At 49.6% G+C, this 18,443-nt stretch carries 18 protein-coding genes; 4 read left to right on the top strand and 14 right to left on the bottom strand.

The window, feature by feature from the left end:
• Positions 1-2 precede the first annotated feature (2 nt).
• The 10 genes from efeU to PJU73_RS08345 all read right to left on the bottom strand — a co-directional run bounded on the left by efeU (position 3) and on the right by PJU73_RS08345 (position 7,861).
• A complete protein-coding gene (efeU, locus tag PJU73_RS08390) occupies positions 3-842 on the bottom strand; it encodes an iron uptake transporter permease EfeU (RefSeq protein WP_237091777.1) in 840 nt (279 codons plus the stop codon).
• 439 nt (positions 843-1,281) lie between these two features.
• Entirely contained in the window at positions 1,282-2,229 is a 948-nt protein-coding gene (locus PJU73_RS08385; RefSeq protein ID WP_237091776.1) for a transposase, read from the bottom strand.
• 410 nt (positions 2,230-2,639) lie between these two features.
• Positions 2,640-3,776, bottom strand: coding sequence for a zonular occludens toxin domain-containing protein (locus PJU73_RS08380; RefSeq protein ID WP_237091775.1), 1,137 nt, complete (start codon positions 3,774-3,776; stop codon positions 2,640-2,642).
• A 9-nt stretch (positions 3,777-3,785) separates the two neighbouring features.
• Positions 3,786-4,064 carry a DUF2523 family protein gene (locus tag PJU73_RS08375; protein ID WP_237091774.1) on the bottom strand — a complete coding sequence of 93 codons (279 nt, stop codon included), beginning with the start codon at positions 4,062-4,064 and terminating at the stop codon, positions 3,786-3,788.
• On the bottom strand, positions 4,065-5,612 hold the full coding sequence (locus PJU73_RS08370) for an IgG-binding virulence factor TspB family protein (protein WP_237091773.1): 1,548 nt from the start codon (positions 5,610-5,612) through the stop codon (positions 4,065-4,067).
• On the bottom strand, positions 5,609-5,908 hold the full coding sequence (locus PJU73_RS08365; RefSeq protein ID WP_237091772.1) for a hypothetical protein: 300 nt from the start codon (positions 5,906-5,908) through the stop codon (positions 5,609-5,611). The genes PJU73_RS08370 and PJU73_RS08365 overlap by 4 nt, the downstream gene beginning before the upstream one ends.
• A gap of 144 nt (positions 5,909-6,052) precedes the next feature.
• Positions 6,053-6,355 carry a hypothetical protein gene (locus tag PJU73_RS08360; RefSeq protein ID WP_237091771.1) on the bottom strand — a complete coding sequence of 101 codons (303 nt, stop codon included), beginning with the start codon at positions 6,353-6,355 and terminating at the stop codon, positions 6,053-6,055.
• 14 nt (positions 6,356-6,369) lie between these two features.
• A complete protein-coding gene (locus tag PJU73_RS08355; protein ID WP_237091770.1) occupies positions 6,370-6,591 on the bottom strand; it encodes a major capsid protein in 222 nt (73 codons plus the stop codon).
• Between the two features lie 72 nt (positions 6,592-6,663).
• On the bottom strand, positions 6,664-6,930 hold the full coding sequence (locus tag PJU73_RS08350; RefSeq protein WP_237091769.1) for a hypothetical protein: 267 nt from the start codon (positions 6,928-6,930) through the stop codon (positions 6,664-6,666).
• Between the two features lie 10 nt (positions 6,931-6,940).
• The gene (locus PJU73_RS08345) at positions 6,941-7,861 is read right to left on the bottom strand and encodes a rolling circle replication-associated protein (protein WP_237091796.1); all 921 of its coding nucleotides are present in this window, start codon (positions 7,859-7,861) and stop codon (positions 6,941-6,943) included.
• A gap of 540 nt (positions 7,862-8,401) precedes the next feature.
• On the opposite strand from PJU73_RS08345, the gene mltA reads away from it, so the two are divergent.
• The 3 genes from mltA (at position 8,402) to murA (ending at position 13,975) form a co-directional block, all read left to right on the top strand.
• Entirely contained in the window at positions 8,402-9,700 is a 1,299-nt protein-coding gene (gene mltA, locus PJU73_RS08340) for a murein transglycosylase A (protein ID WP_237091994.1), read from the top strand.
• A 373-nt stretch (positions 9,701-10,073) separates the two neighbouring features.
• Complete coding sequence (locus PJU73_RS08335) at positions 10,074-12,542, top strand: TonB-dependent receptor (protein WP_237091993.1); 2,469 nt, start codon at positions 10,074-10,076, stop codon at positions 12,540-12,542.
• 179 nt (positions 12,543-12,721) lie between these two features.
• Positions 12,722-13,975, top strand: a complete 1,254-nt coding sequence (gene murA / locus PJU73_RS08330; RefSeq protein WP_237091992.1) for a UDP-N-acetylglucosamine 1-carboxyvinyltransferase — start codon at positions 12,722-12,724, stop codon at positions 13,973-13,975.
• 76 nt (positions 13,976-14,051) lie between these two features.
• On the opposite strand, the gene PJU73_RS08325 is transcribed toward murA, so the two are convergent.
• The 4 genes from PJU73_RS08325 to PJU73_RS08310 form a co-directional block, all read right to left on the bottom strand.
• Positions 14,052-14,516 (bottom strand): CYTH domain-containing protein, encoded by a 465-nt coding sequence (locus tag PJU73_RS08325; protein ID WP_237091991.1) that lies wholly within the window; start codon positions 14,514-14,516, stop codon positions 14,052-14,054.
• Positions 14,517-14,525: 9 nt separating this feature from the next.
• Positions 14,526-14,957, bottom strand: coding sequence for a CopD family protein (locus tag PJU73_RS08320; protein WP_237091990.1), 432 nt, complete (start codon positions 14,955-14,957; stop codon positions 14,526-14,528).
• Positions 14,958-15,289: 332 nt separating this feature from the next.
• Positions 15,290-15,538: a BolA family protein gene (locus PJU73_RS08315; protein WP_237091989.1), complete on the bottom strand. Its 249-nt coding sequence runs from the start codon at positions 15,536-15,538 to the stop codon at positions 15,290-15,292.
• A 217-nt stretch (positions 15,539-15,755) separates the two neighbouring features.
• Positions 15,756-16,934, bottom strand: coding sequence for a phosphoglycerate kinase (locus PJU73_RS08310; protein WP_237091988.1), 1,179 nt, complete (start codon positions 16,932-16,934; stop codon positions 15,756-15,758).
• A 193-nt stretch (positions 16,935-17,127) separates the two neighbouring features.
• Between PJU73_RS08310 and PJU73_RS08305 the strand changes: the two genes are divergently transcribed.
• Positions 17,128-18,441: a M16 family metallopeptidase gene (locus tag PJU73_RS08305; RefSeq protein WP_237091987.1), complete on the top strand. Its 1,314-nt coding sequence runs from the start codon at positions 17,128-17,130 to the stop codon at positions 18,439-18,441.
• Positions 18,442-18,443: the final 2 nt, after the last annotated feature.

Genomic DNA, 18,443 nt, shown 5'->3' with positions numbered 1-18,443 from the left:
AATTATCCTCTTTCTTTCACATCAGTCATATTTTTTACCGGCCGGGTGCCGTGTAAAAACCAAATCATCGCAGGCACGCAATACAGCAGCCATGCCCAAATTTCGCCCTCGGTCGGGTGGTCGGTATAACCGAAAAATCCGCCGAGCAGCACGCCCAACGGGCTGTCTTCATGCAGCAACGAAGAAGCATCAAACACCACATTCTGCAAACTGTTCCAAATGCCCGCCTCGTGCAGCGCCCGCAGCGAACCGGCCAGCAGACCTGCCGCCACCACAATCAGAAATGCGCCGGTCATGCGGAAAAACTTGGCCAGATTCAGCCGCATACCGCCCTGATACACCAGCGCACCCACCGCCGCCGCTGCCGCCAAACCGGCAAGCGCACCAAACGGCATCTGCCAAGTCGGGCTTTGTTCAAACACCGCCAACAGGAAAAACACGCTTTCCAAGCCTTCCCGTGCCACCGCCAGAAACGCCATACCGACCAAGGCCAAGCCCTGACCTTTGCCCCGATTCAGCGCCGACTGCACCGAATCCTGAAGCTGCCGCTTCATCGAAGCGGCGGCTTTTTTCATCCAAAACACCATATACGTCAGCATGGCCACCGCCACCAGCCCGATAACGCCAACCGCCAACTCCTGCTGCTTTTGCGGAATTTCACCCGTCAGCGCATGAATGCCGCAGCCTGCGCCCAGACACAGCAACACAGCCAGAGCCACGCCGAGCCACACTTTGGGCATCAACTCCGAATGCCCCGCCTGTTTCAAAAAACCGGCGATAATGCCGACAATCAGCGCTGCCTCAATGCCCTCGCGCAACATAATCAGAAAAGCAATAAACATTCATCCGTCCTTCAACCAAACCTGCCCGCAGCAGGAAACTTCCGCTTTTCTCCGTTTTTTATTCCGATTTTATTTTCTCCACCCGAATTACACGCCTGTAGGAATAAAAATACAAATTATTTTTATTTCTTAATTCGGATTTACCCATTTAAAATAACAATCAATCCTGCGGCAAGGCCGTCTGAAACTCGTTACCCTTGTTTTGGCGAAACCTACGGTTTTAGCTGCGCTGAAACTCGCTTTGCTCATTTTCAGACGGCATTCATGTAGAATTTAAAGAACACGTGCCTGCTTAGGCAAGCACGCTACACAGCTCCCCGTCCCGCTGGCGGGAAGGGGTTAGATAGTGTATTGCTACGTCAATAAATTTTACATTTCTTAATAGAAAGCATAGGCAGCACCCTGATTTTTTCAGGGTGCTGTTTTTAGACGGTTGTGTTTATTGGTATCGGGTTTTATCGAATGTTTCGCCGTTTTTTAACAAGGTAAATGCGATAACAGCCAATTTACGCATAATGGCGGTAATTATCAGTTTGGGCGGCTTTCCTTTGGCTCTCAAACGGGCTGTAAGTTGGGGAAAGGCGTTGCAGCGGTAGGCTACTAAGGCGGGCATATACAGGTTTTTTCTGAGTGCTGCACTACCTATTTTGGATATTCTGCTTTTGCCTTTAATGCTGCTTCCTGATTGGTGCTGTTTCGGGTCAAGACCGAAATAGGCGGTAAATTGTTTTGAGTTGGTAAATTGATGGCGTTTGTATGCGGATAGGAGGGTTGCGCTGGACTGTTCTCCTATTCCTGTGATGCTTTGAAGCTGTCTGCGTTGGGTGTCGTATTCGGGATGGGTTTTATAAAATTCTTGAAGCTGTTGGTTAACGGTGCGGATTTGATGGTTCAGATGGATGAGTGTTTCCTGTATATGTTTGATGATGTAGTCAGGGGATTGGTGGCATTTGGTCTGTTCTGCTGCACGCCGTTGTTTCAGGTATGTTAAATAGCGGGTCAGTTCCTGTAATTGTTTTTGTTCAGGTGTTGGTGGCTGCCAGTGCTTCGGTTTGTTTGTCCGGCAGTATTCTGCTATAAGTTTGGCATCTTGTTTGTCGTTTTTGGTCCGTTGGAGTTTGGATTGTGCATAACCTTTGATTTTTCTTGGGTTTTCTACGCTGATAATGTAGCGGCAGTAGAGGTATTCGGCCAGTTTTTCATAATAGATTCCGGTGGCTTCGCAGCAACAATGGAGGTTTTCGGTGGCATGGTGTCCGACAAGCCACTGTTCTAGGTTTTGAAAGCCTTTTTCGGTATTGCTGAATTGTTTTTCGTAATAACAGCCGTCTGAAATCAGACAGCAGTCTATGGTGTGTTTCGAAATATCTATTCCTAAGTAGTACATTGTTTTACCTTATGGATGCGGGCTGTCTGCCCCGGATAGTGTTCAAACTTGAGATGTACGAAAGCCTGCGCTTCTTTCTAACCCGCAAGATTGATTCTTAAGGGAAATGGGCGAAGTCGCAGGCTTTGCCGGGTATTTCGTCAAATACCAAGCCCTCAATATACCTGTTTATATTCAGGGCTTGAAACTTTAAAGGTTTTGCCTTCGGCGACATTCGCCATGTGGCAGAGGTTGGGGGAATAAAACGCTCCCCCAACCTTGCTTTGAGCGTATTTTAGGCTGGAGCGTCAAGGGGTATCCAAAAAGATTTGTAAAGACGATAAAACTGTCTTTACAAATCTTTTTGGACATCCTCCCCTTGACTTGGCATAGGTTGCTGTAAATGTTACGGGCAAGATTGGTTTTTTGAATTATTCGGATGATTGAGGATTTTCACTACCTAATACATAAACTTCGGGTTCAAGTTCGACAGGTGTTACCGGTATTTGTCGGTTACTGTTTTCCGACAGTTGTTGTGCAATATCCAAATAGGGATTGTAAATTCCGTTTTTGACGAAGTCCAAACACTGTTTTTTATCGAATCCCTGTATGGGTGTTGCTTGGTCGGTATAACAGGTACATTTGTTTCCGTTTTGAACACAGGCTACAGGATAGGGCATGGTTTTTACGGCTTTGTTCATGTTGTCGTATATTGGGGCGGTATGGGGTTGCCCCTGTATTCTCGGTTCGTAATCTGCTTTGCTTAAATAGGGCTTAGATGCTTCGGTTTGGGGTGCTTGCAGGCTGTTTTCTTGGGGTGGGTATTGCCCCGATGCGTTCGTGTCGTTTGCTGCCGGAGCAGCCACCGCCCCGACCGCTTCGGGGCTTGAAGCTTGCGCTTCAATTTTTTTAGCGGTGTTGGTTGGTTTTTCTATGGTTTTCCATGATTTATAAACATAAAAGCAGCCAATCAGTACAACCAGTATGGCTACAGGCAAAATATAGATGGCTTTACTCCGTTTAACTTTTATTTTGGTGTGTTCTTCGGCGGATTTATACACACCGAAGGCATTTTTATCTAAGGTGTATACGCTTTTAACAGCATTTTGAACATCAGTTTTGCTTTGTGGGTCTCCGAAGCGTTCCCATTCAATCATGCGGCGTACGCCTAAGTTTGTTTTGCCGATATGGCAATGATGGCCTATAAGGCTTCTGACATTGATGTCTATCAAACGAGGATGCTGTGTCAGCAAAAAAATATCAATGCCTTTATGGCGGTGGGTTTCCAGTTCGGCAACGTAATCAGGAACTTTTGAACCGCTGGGTCTGGGACGAAATACCCGCTGGCATTCGTCTATGACAAGAATAGCACCTGTTGGCGCCCATTTATGCCATGTCTGCATAGATTCGCCTTCAGGTATAGGTTGATTAGGAATGATGTCGCCTTTTACTTCGGGAATGCCGTCCAAATAAAGCGGCCGGTTCTGTAAATCTTTACGGTTCATTAGGTCTGAAATCATTTTCAGGGTTTTACCCGAACCGGGTACGCCTGTAATCAGATAAAGCATGGTTTCTCTCTATTTTTTTACCATCGTAGCAGATAGTTTGGATAGGGTTTTTAAGGAAGTAATAAAAGCAAATGTGCCGAATATCCAGTTCAAACAGACACCAACTCCCGCAATATAGGCAATCTGCAAAGCATCTTGGGACAGTCCGCCCAACTGCTCGGATACAGCATTCATCAACATATCTTGAATTTCATTGATACCGACATAGGAAATAAACGACATACCTAATGCGGTAAAGATTTTGCCGGCAACGGTGGTTAATACACCTGTCAATAATTTAGCCCACATTTACAACTCCTTAATTGCAGAATAAACAAATCCACCGCAACTTAATATTGTGATTAATATCAATATGGGCCTGAGTAATGTGGCTACTTGACAAGGGACTTCGTAGGAAACTTCAAAACTGCCGAGTAAACCCAGTTCGAAAGTTTTAGGGCTGGGGCAGGCAGCCGATTGATTGAATCTGTCTATCGGATTGAGTTCCAGCCTGACTTGCTGTTCGGGTATTTCGATATCCCGTTCTTCAACATTGCCCAATTCTTGACAGGCAGATATATTGGGAAAGGCTTCGCAAAGTAATGAAGCATCTTTACCGTCTTTACCATCAACTCCGTCTTTTCCGTCCAATCCATCTTTGCCATCAGTACCATCTTTTCCGGCCGCATTGCTTTGATTGTTTCGTCGACTTTCTGATTCGGTACTATTGGGATGACTGTGAACGGGTTGGTTATTGACAGGCTGACTGGTTCCGCTCTGATTACCGCTGCTTACACTGACACTTTGCCCATTGACTGATACGGTGGATATGGTACGGCCTTGAGAGTCTTGGCTGAAAGTAATGACGACTTGCTGTGTCTGCCCGTTTTCTTCGGTCTCCACTTCTACGGAAGTATTAGGGGCAACGGAAACACTTTCCTGATAACCGGGGCGGTTTTGGGCTTCGATAAACGGGGTAGGGTTTCTATCGATTGCTGCTGTGGCGATTTCTTGGAATTTGGAGGAATCTAAGACTTCTTTGGTGGGTTTCATATAAAGGGTAAATAATACCGGCCAACGGACATCATTTTCATATCTGACAGAACAACTTCCTCCGTTAAAACTCCATTCACATTTGTCTAACTTATATGAACTGTATGGTCTGCCAGGGCCATAGCCTTTATCTCCTTTTGCTATTAGTTTTGCAAATTTTTTAGAAATATAAGGTTCTGCCAAACTGCGCATTTCTTCTTCCATTTGGGCTTTTGCTTTTGCCCCAGCTTCACCACCTTTGCGTATTTCCGCAATAACTTCAGGAGAAACCGGATAGCAGTCTACATCTACTGTGTCTTCATACCCGCTGGGTCGTCTGTAACGTTCCCAAATACAGTTACGGGCCCCCATTTTTTTATAGAATTCATCAGCAGATTCATCATATATATAACCTGCCGCTTCGATGTCATTTTTAACATCTTTGTACGCTTGATAGAGGGTATATGCATCATAAGCAAGAGAAGCTGCACCAACGAACGGGACTGCTTTTAATCCTATTCTTGCCCCTTTTTTAACAACTGACAAACCACCACTCAATACAGCAGAACGGGAAACCGTAGCTGTAACGGTTGTTTCGACTGTCTTTTTAGAAAGAGCTGATTCATATCGGGTTTTTAAAGCCTGTGTTTGAAACTTTCTATACTGATTGTCAGAAATTGCCGTTTTTGTCCAAGGCTTTGAATCCCAATGAGATGTAGCTTGACGTACGTAGGTAACATTCCCCTTTTTTGAAACATGTAATTCATCAGCCCAAATAAATGGACTGAACAAAATAAGTACAATCAGTAAAAATAAATTTCTCATTTTCTCATCTTTATAGGTTCCCCTTTTTGTTCTCTAAGTTTATTTAAGTCTGCCATAAATTTTTTGGCTTCTGAATTAGGGGATAAGGGTTTGTTAGGTGGTATTGTTTCAGTAAATAAACCATCTTTTGGTTGATTTCTCTTTTTTACAATTCTTTTATGCAAAAAATAAACAACATTCAAAAGAAGAAATAAAATATCTAAAAAGATACGAAAAGGCGTTACTAAATACAACATACCAAAATGATGTAAGCCAATCAGTAAAATGTAAATGATATTAAAAACAGTAATAACCATTTCAAACCCCTATTTCTATCACGTTCTTGAAAATAGGAATTCTATCAGCTTGGCATACTTAAGACCATTTTGCTGCCAATACATACAGGCACAGTGCTATCAATACATTCGGCAACATACCAACAAAGAACTCTGCTTCGGGTATCATTCCTCATCTCTTTCGCTTATCAACGATATGGCTTTTACCGAAATAACAACAATCAACAGAGCAACAAATGCCATAACCATATAACCGCCTATCTCTCTACCTGCTTGGGCATACGCACCAAATTCACACTCTGGGAAGGACGGCTGTATGACTTGTTCATGAAATATCCAGTTTGTGCCGTTAAAGACGGGGTGGTGCAATACCCCGTCTTTGTCTATCGTCGGTACAACTTGGGTCATCAAGACGTTGGTTGCCTCTTCTTTTGTTTCATAACAGATTCGGCCGACTTGATAACCCATGACGATATCCTATCTTAGGCTTGATTAATGCCACGTTTAGCAACACGGATGGTTGCCAATGCAATAGCAATACCGATTACGATACCGCCAAAAGCCAAAATACCTGCCTTCAAGCCGCCTAATTCAGTCGTGGCGGTTGTCAGCAAGTCATCAGCCATTGCCGGAGCGGATAAAACGCTGACAGCAGCAACTGCCAAAGCGTATTTCGCTTTGTGTTTCAAGTTTCGGATATTCATAATTTTCTCCTTCAAAAAAATGTGGGCTGCTGATTGGGGTCATCACGGCGCAGCCCGAACCGTGAATTCTGATTATGTCTCGTCCGAATAATAGATATTGTCTTTAAATGCCCGTGGAAATACTTCCATATTGACAATATCATTCAGTTTGTAATGGCTGTATTTTTCAGGCTGCTTGGTGCGTACCTGACACAGACGTGTGCCCTCTTCTGTACGTACAATCAAACCGACATAATGGGTTTTGGTATAGCTGCCGTCTTCGTTTTTACGTTCCCGTACAATCATGCGGTCAAATGCAGCAACAACAAAAAATCCCTGTTTCTTTTGGGGTTCGCTCATGATGGATTCCTTACATATTTAAAATGGTTTCCCGGTTATAAAATGCCCATTTGGGGCTAATTAGGCTGCTTAAAATCTGGCTGTAGTTTTCTTCGGTAATCGGCTTTAATTCACGGGCAAACTCCTGTCTGGCATATTGTTTAAGATACGGTTCAATGCAAATAATCCATTTCTGAAGCTGTTCCCGCCACAGTCGGGAACCAGCACTGACAAATGAAAAATTACTGTTGGCAATTTTCCATAAACTCTGTTTATCAATCGTAGTGCGAATCAGCCTGTAACCTTTATCTTCGGGAAGACGGCTGTTAATGTGTTTTTTAATATATTTGCTGACGTATTTCGCCAAACCTTTGCTGTTGGTCTTAACCGGTAGCAATTCAGAACGCCCGAAACCATACTTGCCCATATTTTCACGAAGCAAAGCCCATAATTGTCGCAGTGCTTTATTGGCACTGGTATAATTGCGGGCCTGTATTTGTCTGAAATTCAAACCTCGGCGGATGTTTTCACGTGTATTGACGATAAGGTGAAAATGTATACGACCGCTTTTCATGCGTTCGTATACACAAACGTAATGCTTGAAATGTTTGCTTAAAAAATTCGTCCGCAAACTGTGAAATCTACGGGAAGCCTCTTTGACATCTTGGACATCATCGGCGAAAGTCAGCGTTAAAAAACCGACATGATTAATTCCGAATGCCTCAATAAATTGCCGGACATTCATTTCTAAAGCAGCCGATGATTTTCTGTGGGAAGTAGAAAACTGGTTGAAATCAGCTTTCATTTCATTAGGTAGAAATTTTTCATAGCCGATTGGTAAGGTTTTGGCAGTATTTGAAGAGTTGTTGCTACCCTCAATGCAGTTGTTACTATTTAGACAAGGAAGCTGAATGCGCTGCGCACATTCAGCCCGTAGTGGCAACGGTTGCATGATGACATCATCAGCATATGTAGAAACACGGTTAATTGTTGACATTTCAGACCCCTTGAAAGTCGGTTAATTAAACTTGTCAAGGGCTTATCTGATAAATTTACACTCCCTTAACGGAGTGAAATATATAAGGGGAAGGGTGGCTCGTTGAGTTTTCACATTTTTCTGGTTATTCCGCTATATATTTCATACAAAACCGGCTATAGGTTGCGATTAGCGAAGCACGAGCGTAACCCAACAAGACCTTATATTTTAAAAGTATTTTCAATCATGCCGGGTTACAACCCAGCCTGCGCCCGTTCTCTTTTTAAGTGGATACCCGATATTTTTCCCAGTTTGGTGAATTTGCGGTCTTCAGCTTCACAGAAACTGTTTTACCCGATTTTCAGACGGCCTTTGCCGTCTGCAACACTGCGGCCGTTCTATGCTAGAATGCCCGCAGCCTTACCGAACAACCATGCCGTCTGAAACCCGACCCTGTTTTGGCAAAACCCGCTTTGCCCGTTTTCAGACGGCATTCAACCCACCATGCAAAATACCATGATCAAAAACATTTTCCGCACCCTCGCTGCGGGTACGCTCGCCCTGCTCGCCGCCTGCCAGAGCGGCATCAAAACCACGCCTGATTTTGTCAGAGGACCCGACCGTCCGACCGGCACGCCGCACGCTTTAGGCACGACTATTTCCGGCGGCGGCGCAGTCTATACCGCCGTCCGCCACGGCGACCTGCCGCATTGGCAACACCAGCAGTTCACCCAAAGCCTGCAATCCTTCAAACTCGGCTGCGACAAGTTGAAAAACCGCCAAGGCTGGCAAGATGTCTGCGCCCAAGCCGCACAAACGCCGCCGACTCAGGCACAGGCGCAAGCCTTTTTCGAACGCTACTTCACCCCGTGGCAAGTCAGCGGCAACGGCTCGCCGGCCGGCACGGTAACAGGCTATTACGTTCCCGTATTGCACGGCGACACCAAACAGACCGCCAAAGCCCGTTTCCCGATTTACGGCATTCCCTACGATTTCGTTTCCGTACCCCTGCCCGCCAATTTGCGCAGCAGCCGCAGCAGCGTTACCGTCCGCCAAACCGGTGCCAACAGCGGCGTGATTGACCGCAACGGCAACTACACCGCCAACCTCGCCGAGTTCCCGATTACCAACCGCACCACCGCCCTCAAAGGCCGTTTTGCCGGCAACCGATTCGTTCCCTACCACCCGCGCGCCCACATCAACGGCGGCGCACTCAACGGCAAAGCCCCGATATTGGGTTATGCCGACGATCCGGTCGAACTCTTTTTCATGCACATCCAAGGCTCAGGCACGCTGCAAACCCCGAGCGGCGAAAAAATCGCCTTGGGCTACGCCGACAAAAACGAACACCCGTTCGTTTCCATCGGCCGCTACATGGCGGACAAGGGTTATCTGACGCTGGGCCAAACTACCATGCAGGGCATCAAAGCCTATATGCAGCAAAACCCGCACCGACTCGCCGAAATCTTGGGCCAAAACCCGAGCTATGTCTTTTTCCGCAAACTGGATAACGCCAACGGCGCCATCGGCGCACTCGGCACACCGCTGATGAGCGAATACGCCGGTGCCATCGACCGCCACTACATCACGCTGGGCGCGCCGCTGTTTGTCGCCACCGCCCACCCGATTACCAAACACGCCCTCAACCGCCTGATTATGGCGCAAGACACCGGAAGCGCCATCAAAGGCGCAGTGCGTGTGGACTACTTCTGGGGCTACGGCGACGAAGCCGGCAACATCGCCGGCAAACAGAAAACCACCGGCTACGTGTGGCAACTGCTGCCCAACGGCATCGCACCGGAATACCGCCCTTAATATTTTTGAATTGAAGCCACAATCGAACAAGGCCGTCTGAAAAACAGCATTCAGTATTTTCAGACGGCCTTGTTTTTGTGGGATTTGTGGCGTTATAGTGGATCCACTTTAAAAGTAGTACAAGGCGGCGAGCCGCAGACAGTACAGGTAGTACGGCTAGGCGAGCCAATGCTGTAATACTTTTAAAGTGAATTCACGATATCAATGGACACATGCATGCAGGTGTATGCACATTTTCTGTGAATTTCATATTGATGCCGTCTAAAAATGAGGTTTCTCAGATGCAAGCAAACACCCTTCACGCCAATTGAATGTTCGTACTTGACTTATATGTTATAATATAACATTACTAACTTTAAATATTCTTTACATCATGAATATCATCCCCCATCATTTTTTTCAGACGGCCTTGAGTGTATCGGTTTTAGCAGCGTTTTCTGTTTCCGCAGCAGCTCAAGATGAGGTTGCTTCAGCACAAGAACATGATTTGACAACCGTTCATGTGCAGGGCAAACGCCGTGATTTGAATGCGGAACAGCTTTTGGGCGGGCGGGAAACACTGTATGACGAAGACGATTTACTTTCCAGTGATTTGAAACGCAGACGTTCGGTTTCGCTGGGCCAAACTTTGGAACAGATCAGCGGCGTGCAGAACAACAGTTTCGGCACCAACAACGGTTTGCCACAAATCCGCAGCTTGAGCGGACCTCGGGTCTATATCAGCGAAAACGGTTTGGCCGTATCCGATATTGCCTCTATCAGCGGCAACCTGCCGACTGCAGTCAATCCGTTTCTGGCCGACAAAATTACCGTGCGCAAATCTTCGGCAGCGGTGCTTTACGGGGGATCGGCTGTTGGAGGAGCGGTCGATGTGCATACCAATCTGATTACGGATACGCTGCCTGACAAACCGATTGCGGGCAAACTCGAAGTCAGCGGCGGCTACAATACGCCGACACTGGAGGTATTCCGATTAGACGGCAAAGCAGGCAATTTCGCATGGCATTTGGACGGCAGCAACAGCAAAATTTCGGAATATAAAATTCCGGGCAACAGCAAAGCGGCGGTGTGCCATGATGCAGATAGCCTGTTTAACCCACAAACCGGCGGTGTTGATTCGACTTTGGCGCAGTCTTGCCAAGTCAATGTCCGCAGCGAATCGGTGCTTAATCGGGCATATTTTCCTTATGTACACGGACGCTATCTGGAAAGCGACGGCGAAGCATGGCTGAAGCAGTGGCTGGACGACGGCTATATCGACAGCGTACAAGATATTTATAAAAAAACCCGCTATTACGGCTATGCTGACAATCCTTTATACCGTGCCGGTGAAACACATGAAAAATCTTACCAATTAACCGGCATTGAGGATATTTCACCCAATCCGAAAGGCAAACTGACCAACAGCCACGCCCACAACCAAAGCGTATCGGCGGGTGTGAGCTATATTGCCGATAAAGGACATCTCGGCGTGGGCGTGAGCCGCCATCTGTTTGATTACGGCGTACCCGGCTTTGCCTATCTTGCCAGCAACACCCGTCAGGACTTGGCACCGATCAATATCCAGGCTGACCAAACCCGCTGGATTGCCGAAGGGCTTTACCGCCCTGCTGTTTCATGGCTGGAAAACGTCAAAGTCCAATCTGCCTATACCGATACCGACAACGCCGAATATTTGGGCGACCATTTTGCCAACAGCCTCAACAGTAGTACCCGCCAAGTACGCTTGGAACTCAACCACCGTCCGGCTTCCTTTTGGCGCGGCACGCTCGGCATTGATGCCCGCCGCCGCCATATCAACGGCAAGGGTAATGATCGCTTTATACCTGATTCGGATACCCACGAACATGCTGTATTTGCTGTAGAACGTTTGAAATGGAAACAGCTTGAAGGCGAATTGGGCTGGCGCTTCGGCAAAGTACGCCACCAAACCGATTTAACCGGCTATACCATCGGCCGGGGGCTGAACGAAGGCTATATCCACGACATGAAAGACCGCCGCTACACATTGCACAGCGGACAAGCCGCTCTGACTTGGCAACCATGGCAACCGCTGCGGTTGAACACCCGTTACAGCCGCTCCGAACGTGCGCCTGAAGTGAACGAGATTTTTGCCAGCAACCGCCATTTCGCCATTTTAACCAACGAACAAGGCGACCCTCGTCTGTCGCCCGAACAGGCGGCTACATGGGAATTCGGCGGCGATGTCGATTGGCACAACCACCGCTTCCACGCCGCCTACTACCAAACCAAGTTTAACAATTATCTCTATCTCGGCCATACCGGTATTGTCAGAGACAACATGCCTGTCAAAGAATGGCGGCAAAGCGGAACCAAAATCAACGGTTTGGAATTGGAATGGAAATATCTGTGGCAAAACAGCCGACTGGGCGACTGGGAAACCCGAATTTTTGCCGACTTAGTCAAAAACAGCCCGATCAGCCAACCGCAGTCAGCCGACCCGACCGATGCCGAAGCATGGAAGCAATATCTGCGCTACAAACACGACGGTGCTTATATGCCGAACATGCCGACTTCACGCTACGGTGTCGGCCTCAACTGGCAGAAAAACCAATGGCAAGCCGCTCTCAGCCTGACCCGCTACCAAGCACAGAAACGACTCGGCCGCAACATCAACCCCGAAATCAGCTTCGGCGGCTACAATGTTTGGGATTTCTACCTGAGCCGCAGCCACAAACTCAGTCAAAACAGCAGCGCCGAATATTTCCTTGATGCCCGCAACTTGGGCAATGCCGAAATCCGGCCGCACAACGCTATTTTGAAACACCTTGCCCCGCAGCCCGGTCGCAATATCCGCATCGGCGCTCGGCTGACTTTCTAAAATAAACACAGGTTGACGACAGGCCGTCTGAAAACCGAAGGTTTCGCTAAAACCCGATTTTCAGACGGCCTTTCGTCTTTTCCTCTGTATTGCCGCTGCAAAATCCCTTATAATTTGCCCATCTGTAAACCTTTTCCGAGTGCACCGCTGCGGCTGCACCGGCTGATGAAAGAATAACTGTGGACAAACTCAAAATCTCTGCCAACGGCCCGTTAAACGGTGAAATTACTGTATCGGGTGCTAAAAATGCCGCTCTGCCGCTGATGTGCGCCGGTTTGCTGACCTCGGGAACGCTGCGGCTGAAAAATGTGCCGATGCTCGCCGATGTCAAAACCACGCAAAAGCTGCTGCAGGGTATGGGCGCTCGGGTGCTGACCGACAATATCAGTGAATTTGAAATCAACGGCGGTACGGTCAATAATACTTGTGCGCCGTATGAATTGGTCAGCACCATGCGGGCTTCGATTTTGGTGTTGGGCCCGACGCTGGCACGTTTCGGCGAGGCGCAGGTGAGCTTGCCGGGCGGCTGCGCCATCGGTTCGCGTCCGGTCGATCAGCACTTGAAGGGCTTGGAAACCATGGGCGCGGAAATCGTCATCGAACACGGTTACGTTAAAGCCAAAGGCCGTCTGAAAGGCGCTCGGGTGGTGATGGACGTGGTAACGGTCGGCGGCACGGAAAACCTGCTGATGGCGGCGACGCTGGCGGAAGGAACGACGGTCTTGGAAAACTGCGCCATCGAGCCGGAAGTGGTCGATTTGGCGGAATGTCTGGTGAAAATGGGGGCGAAAATCAGCGGTATCGGCACTTCGACCATGACGGTCGAGGGCGTGAAAGAGCTGCACGGCTGCGAACACAGCGTGGTTCCCGACCGCATTGAGGCGGGTACGTTCCTCTGCGCCGTGGCGATGACCGGCGGCAAAGTGGTGCTGCGCAATGCTGCGCCGAAAACGATGGAAGTGGTGTTGGACAAGCTGGTTGAAGCCGGTGCGGTGGTTGAGGCGGGCGACGACTGGATTGCCATCGATATGCAGCAGCGGCCGAAAGCGGTGGATATCCGCACTGTCGTGCATCCGGGTTTCCCGACCGATATGCAGGCGCAGTTTATGGCGATGAATGCGGTTGCCGAGGGTAGCTGCCGTGTGGTGGAAACCATTTTTGAAAACCGCTTTATGCACGTTCCCGAACTCAACCGCATGGGTGCGAACATTACCACCGAGGGCAACACTGCGTTTGTTCAGGGCGTGGAACAGCTTTCGGGCGCAACCGTGATGGCCACGGATTTGCGCGCCTCTGCCTGTTTGGTGATTGCCGGTTTGGTGGCTTCGGGCGAAACCACTGTCGAACGCCTGTATCACTTGGATCGGGGTTACGAACATTTTGAGAAGAAACTCAGCGGCGTCGGTGCCAAAATCGAGCGGGTTTCTGCGTAAGAATTTGAAATATTTTTGAAATATTCAAGCTAAAGCCGTCTGAAAATTGAATTTTCAGACGGCTTTGTTTTGTCGTTTACCAAGTCGAATAAGGGTGTTTGCTCAAATACGCATTGGTGAATTTGCCATCGGCGGTGATTTCTTCGCCCAGCCAGTCGGGACGGGGAAACTCGGTGTCTTCGGCCGGCAATTCGATTTCGGCAACCATCAGCGGGGCGTTGTCGCCGAAATATTCGTCGATTTCAAACACGAAACCGCCAAAGTCCACCCGATAGCGGTTTTTCTCCATTTTAAACGGACACATGGTATCCATCATGATTCGGGCGTGGGCAGCGGGGATTTCGTATTCAAACTCGCTGCGGCTGACATCGGAAATATAGCCTTTGAGCGTCAGCCATGCTTTGTCGTCTATGATGCGGACTCGGATGGTGCGTTCTTTTTCCACGCTCAGATAGCCCTGCTGCAGGCGTTGCGGAGCAGAAGCGGTTTGCCGCCAGCCGTCGTTTTTCAGCAAAAAGCGGCGTTCGATTTCAATGGTCATAGCGTGCCTTTAAAACGGTTTGAACATCACCAGATACAGCGCCGCCATCATCAGCAGCACGGGGATTTCGTTAAACACCCGATACCATTTGTGCGAACGGGTGTTGCGTTGGCGGATAAATGCTTGCAGCAGGCGGCCGCAGTAAAACTGGTAGCCCAAGAGCGCCAGCCCGATGGTGAGTTTGACATGTACCCAGCCGTTTCCCCACCAGCCGGTAACAAACGGAATCGCTGCGCCGCAGACCACGGCACCCCAGCCCCACGGCGACATAAATTTATACAGCCGCTCCGCCATGCCGAGCAGGCGGTGGTAGGCGGCGGGTTCGGTTTCAGGATCGGTTTGCGCCAGATTGACGTAAATTCGAGGGAGATAAAACAGTCCGGCAAACCATGAAATGATAAAAAACAGATGGGCCAGTTTCAGCCACGGATAGAGATTCATATTCGAGCCATTGGAAAAACGGTTTTCGGCGGCGGTCGGCGTGGTACACGTTGTTCTGTATAAACAGGCCGTCTGAAAATCGCAGATTTCGCTAAAATGAACGAAGCGATTTTCTGAACAGTCAATCCATTGATTTTATGATAAATCAGAAAACCACCTTTCCCCTAACCCCTTCCCGCTAGGCGGGACGGGGAACAGATGGTAAACGGTCTCTAAATCACTTAATCGGTTGCTGCTTCACACTCGTTTTTGCGAAACCTGCGGTTGCTTTGCAGAAACCCGATTTGCTCATTTTAGCGAAATCTGCGATTTTCAGACGGCCTCACCAAACTTTATGCCTGTTTAGCCGCCCATTCGGCGGGAGTAGCGGCAACGGAAATCGACAGGGCGTGCAGTTCGTTGCTTTCGAGATGGCTTTTCAGGCCGTCTTTAATCAGGCGGTGGCGTGCCAAGCGGGCTTTGCCTTCAAAAGAAGGGGAAACGATAACGGCGAAAAAGTGGTGGCCGTCGCCCTCCACTTCAACATGTTCGCAAGGGGTTACGCCCTCAATCAGGGCTTTGACTTGTTCGGTCGTGAGCATTTGTGTTCCTTATTTGAATTGCGGTTTTTTATAGCGGAATAAGCAAAAAACACTGCCTTTCCCCTCCCCTGCTCCGTCGGCGGAACGAGGTTAGATTGCAGAATGCACGGTATGATCCGTTTGCAGTATTTCTTGGCTGTTTCCAATTTCTTCAGAATAGGGCTTGATGCCGTCTGAAAAGGCGTTTTGCCTGTTTTCAGACGGCCTTGTGCGGCGTTTAAGCGGCCCGTTTTTCCAATACGGCAACGGCGGGGAGTTGCTTGCCTTCCAAAAACTCCAAGAATGCGCCGCCACCGGTGGAGATGTAGCTGATTTGGTCGGTTACGCCGAATTTGGCAATCGCCGCCAAGGTGTCGCCGCCGCCGGCAATGGAAAAGGCTTGGCTTTGGGCGATGGCTTCGGCCAGTGCTTTGGTGCCGCCGGCAAATTGGTCGAATTCGAATACGCCGACCGGACCGTTCCACACCACCGTACCGGCATTTTTCAGGATTTCGGCCAAGGCTGCGGCGGATTGGCTGCCGATGTCCAAAATCATATCGTCGTCGGCCACTTCGGTAATCGCTTTGTGTTCGGCGGCGGCGTTTTCGGCAAATTCTTTGGCGGTTACGACATCGCTCGGCAACGGCACCGAGCCGCCTTTGGCGGCCATTTTTGCCATGATTTTTTCCGACTCGCCCACCAAATCGGCTTCTGCCAGTGATTTGCCGATGGCTCTGCCCTCGGCGAGCAAAAAGGTGTTGGCAATGCCGCCGCCGACAATCAGCTGATCGACTTTATCGGCAAGCGATTCCAAAATGGTTAATTTGGTCGATACTTTGCTGCCGGCGACAATCGCCACCATCGGGCGGGCGGGTTCTTTCAGGGCTTTGCCCAAAGCGTCCAACTCGGCCGCCAACAATACGCCGGCGCAGGCAACGGGGGCGGCCTGCGCCACGGCTTCGGTGGATGCTTGCGCGCGGTGGGCGGTGCCGAAGGCATCATTGACGAAGATGTCGCACAAGGCGGCATAGGCTTTGCCCAGTTCCAAATCGTTTTTCTTTTCGCCTTTGTTGATGCGCACGTTTTGCAACATCACCACGTCGCCCGCCTGCAATGCGGGGCGGTTTTCCCGCCAGTCGTTCAATACTTTGACTTCTTTGCCCAACAGGCTGCCCAGATGGGCGGCAACCGGTGCAACGTCGTCTTCGGGACGGAATTCGCCTTCGGTCGGGCGGCCCAGATGGGTCATTACAATCACGGCTGCGCCGTTGTCCAGACAGTAGCGGATGGATGCCAGCGAGGCACGGATACGGGTGTCGTCGCTGATGCTGCCGTCTTTAAACGGCACGTTCATATCGGCACGGATCAATACGGTTTTGCCCGCTACGTTTTGTTCGGTCAGTTTTAAAAAGGCCATGTTCCCAGTCCTTGAATCGTTGTCGGTCAATAATCTGCCTATTATATCGGATATTCGGCGGCGGCGCTAAAGCAGGCGGTTTTCGAGGCCGTCTGAAAATCTGTGTTTTTGTGATGTTCTGTTTTTCAGACGGCATGGCAAAAACGGCGGTTTCGCTATATGATGGGGCAACTTATCTGCATGGAACGATTGTATGTATGCCAAATTTCTGATTCCTGTTTTGTGTCTGCTCGCCCAGCCGGTTTGGGCGCAGACGCTGTCGCAAACTCTGTCCAACGGTTTGAAAGTCATCGTGAAAGAAGACCGCCGCGCACCGGTGGCGGTGTCGCAGCTGTGGTACAAAGTCGGAAGCATAGACGAGCAGACCGGCAAAAGCGGCTTGAGCCATGCTTTGGAACACATGATGTTTAAGGGAACGCCGTCGGTGCCGTCAGGCGAATTCAGCCGTCGGGTGGCGGCTTTGGGCGGACAGAACAATGCCTACACCGACCGCAGCGAAACGGTGTATTACGAACATATTGCTGCCGCCAATCTGCCGGAAGTCCTCAAACTTGAGGCCGACCGTATGCGCAACCTGAATTTCAGCAATCGGGATTTTCTCAATGAAATGAACGTGATTCGGGAGGAACGCCGTCAGCGAACCGAAGACTCGGCGGCCGGAAAAATGTGGGAACAAGTGTTTTTGAGCAGCTTTACCCTGCCCGCCATGCGTGCCTCGGTAATCGGCTATATGCAGGATTTGCACACGCTCAAAGCCGCTGATTTGCGCTCGTGGTACAAACAGTTTTATGCGCCGAACAATGCCGTGTTGGTGATTGTCGGCGATGTCGATGCCCGAGCCACGCTGCAAACGGTGGAAAATCTGTTCGGCAACATTCCCGCCAAGCCGCTGCCCAAACGCAATCATCTGGCCGCCGAACCTGCCGAGCGTGCGCCGGCGTATGCCGAAACCGAATCTGCCGTAACCCACCGGCCGCTGGTGGCGCTCTCGTTCCGGGTTCCCGCCTTAAAGCAGACCAGCGAGCGGCTGCCTTATGCGTTGGACGTATTGTCCGACATTCTCGCCGGACACTCTTCCAGCCGCCTCGACAGCCGTTTGGTGCGGGGCAAACAAATGCTGCTCAGCGCCGACACGTCTTACGATATGCTCAGTCGGGAAATGCCGCTGTTCAGCATCACCGCCATGCCGTCTGAAAACGTGAGTCCGCAGGCCGCCCTCAATGCCCTGCGTGCCGAAATTCGGGATATTGCCGAACACGGCGTGAGCGAAGACGAACTCAAGCGGGTGAAAGCGTGGAGCGCCGCCGCCGAAGTGTATGAAAAAGACGAAATGTCGGCACAGGCGGACATGATGGGGCGTTTGGAAATACGGGGCTTCAGCTACACCGATGAAGCTGAAATCCGCCGCCGTCTGCAACAAGTCAGCACCGATGATGTGCAGCAGGCGGCAAAACTGCTAACCGAACGCCGCTCAAGCACCGTTATCGTTTTCCCTGCCAGACAATAATT

The sequence above is a fragment of the Neisseria lisongii genome (assembly GCF_028463985.1).
GTDB lineage: Bacteria > Pseudomonadota > Gammaproteobacteria > Burkholderiales > Neisseriaceae > Neisseria > Neisseria lisongii.
The sequence above is the reverse complement of the archived record's forward strand: the minus strand, read 5'-3'. Positions and strand labels throughout refer to the sequence as shown.

Coding starts and splice junctions, on each gene's coding strand:
- efeU (WP_237091777.1), bottom strand. CDS start 842: ATGTTTATTGCTTTTCTGATTATGTTGCGCGAGGGCATTGAGGCAGCG.
- PJU73_RS08385 (WP_237091776.1), bottom strand. CDS start 2,229: ATGTACTACTTAGGAATAGATATTTCGAAACACACCATAGACTGCTGT.
- PJU73_RS08380 (WP_237091775.1), bottom strand. CDS start 3,776: ATGCTTTATCTGATTACAGGCGTACCCGGTTCGGGTAAAACCCTGAAA.
- PJU73_RS08375 (WP_237091774.1), bottom strand. CDS start 4,064: ATGTGGGCTAAATTATTGACAGGTGTATTAACCACCGTTGCCGGCAAA.
- PJU73_RS08370 (WP_237091773.1), bottom strand. CDS start 5,612: ATGAGAAATTTATTTTTACTGATTGTACTTATTTTGTTCAGTCCATTT.
- PJU73_RS08365 (WP_237091772.1), bottom strand. CDS start 5,908: ATGGTTATTACTGTTTTTAATATCATTTACATTTTACTGATTGGCTTA.
- PJU73_RS08360 (WP_237091771.1), bottom strand. CDS start 6,355: ATGGGTTATCAAGTCGGCCGAATCTGTTATGAAACAAAAGAAGAGGCA.
- PJU73_RS08355 (WP_237091770.1), bottom strand. CDS start 6,591: ATGAATATCCGAAACTTGAAACACAAAGCGAAATACGCTTTGGCAGTT.
- PJU73_RS08350 (WP_237091769.1), bottom strand. CDS start 6,930: ATGAGCGAACCCCAAAAGAAACAGGGATTTTTTGTTGTTGCTGCATTT.
- PJU73_RS08345 (WP_237091796.1), bottom strand. CDS start 7,861: ATGCAACCGTTGCCACTACGGGCTGAATGTGCGCAGCGCATTCAGCTT.
- mltA (WP_237091994.1), top strand. CDS start 8,402: ATGATCAAAAACATTTTCCGCACCCTCGCTGCGGGTACGCTCGCCCTG.
- PJU73_RS08335 (WP_237091993.1), top strand. CDS start 10,074: ATGAATATCATCCCCCATCATTTTTTTCAGACGGCCTTGAGTGTATCG.
- PJU73_RS08325 (WP_237091991.1), bottom strand. CDS start 14,516: ATGACCATTGAAATCGAACGCCGCTTTTTGCTGAAAAACGACGGCTGG.
- PJU73_RS08320 (WP_237091990.1), bottom strand. CDS start 14,957: ATGAATCTCTATCCGTGGCTGAAACTGGCCCATCTGTTTTTTATCATT.
- PJU73_RS08315 (WP_237091989.1), bottom strand. CDS start 15,538: ATGCTCACGACCGAACAAGTCAAAGCCCTGATTGAGGGCGTAACCCCT.
- PJU73_RS08310 (WP_237091988.1), bottom strand. CDS start 16,934: ATGGCCTTTTTAAAACTGACCGAACAAAACGTAGCGGGCAAAACCGTA.
- PJU73_RS08305 (WP_237091987.1), top strand. CDS start 17,128: ATGTATGCCAAATTTCTGATTCCTGTTTTGTGTCTGCTCGCCCAGCCG.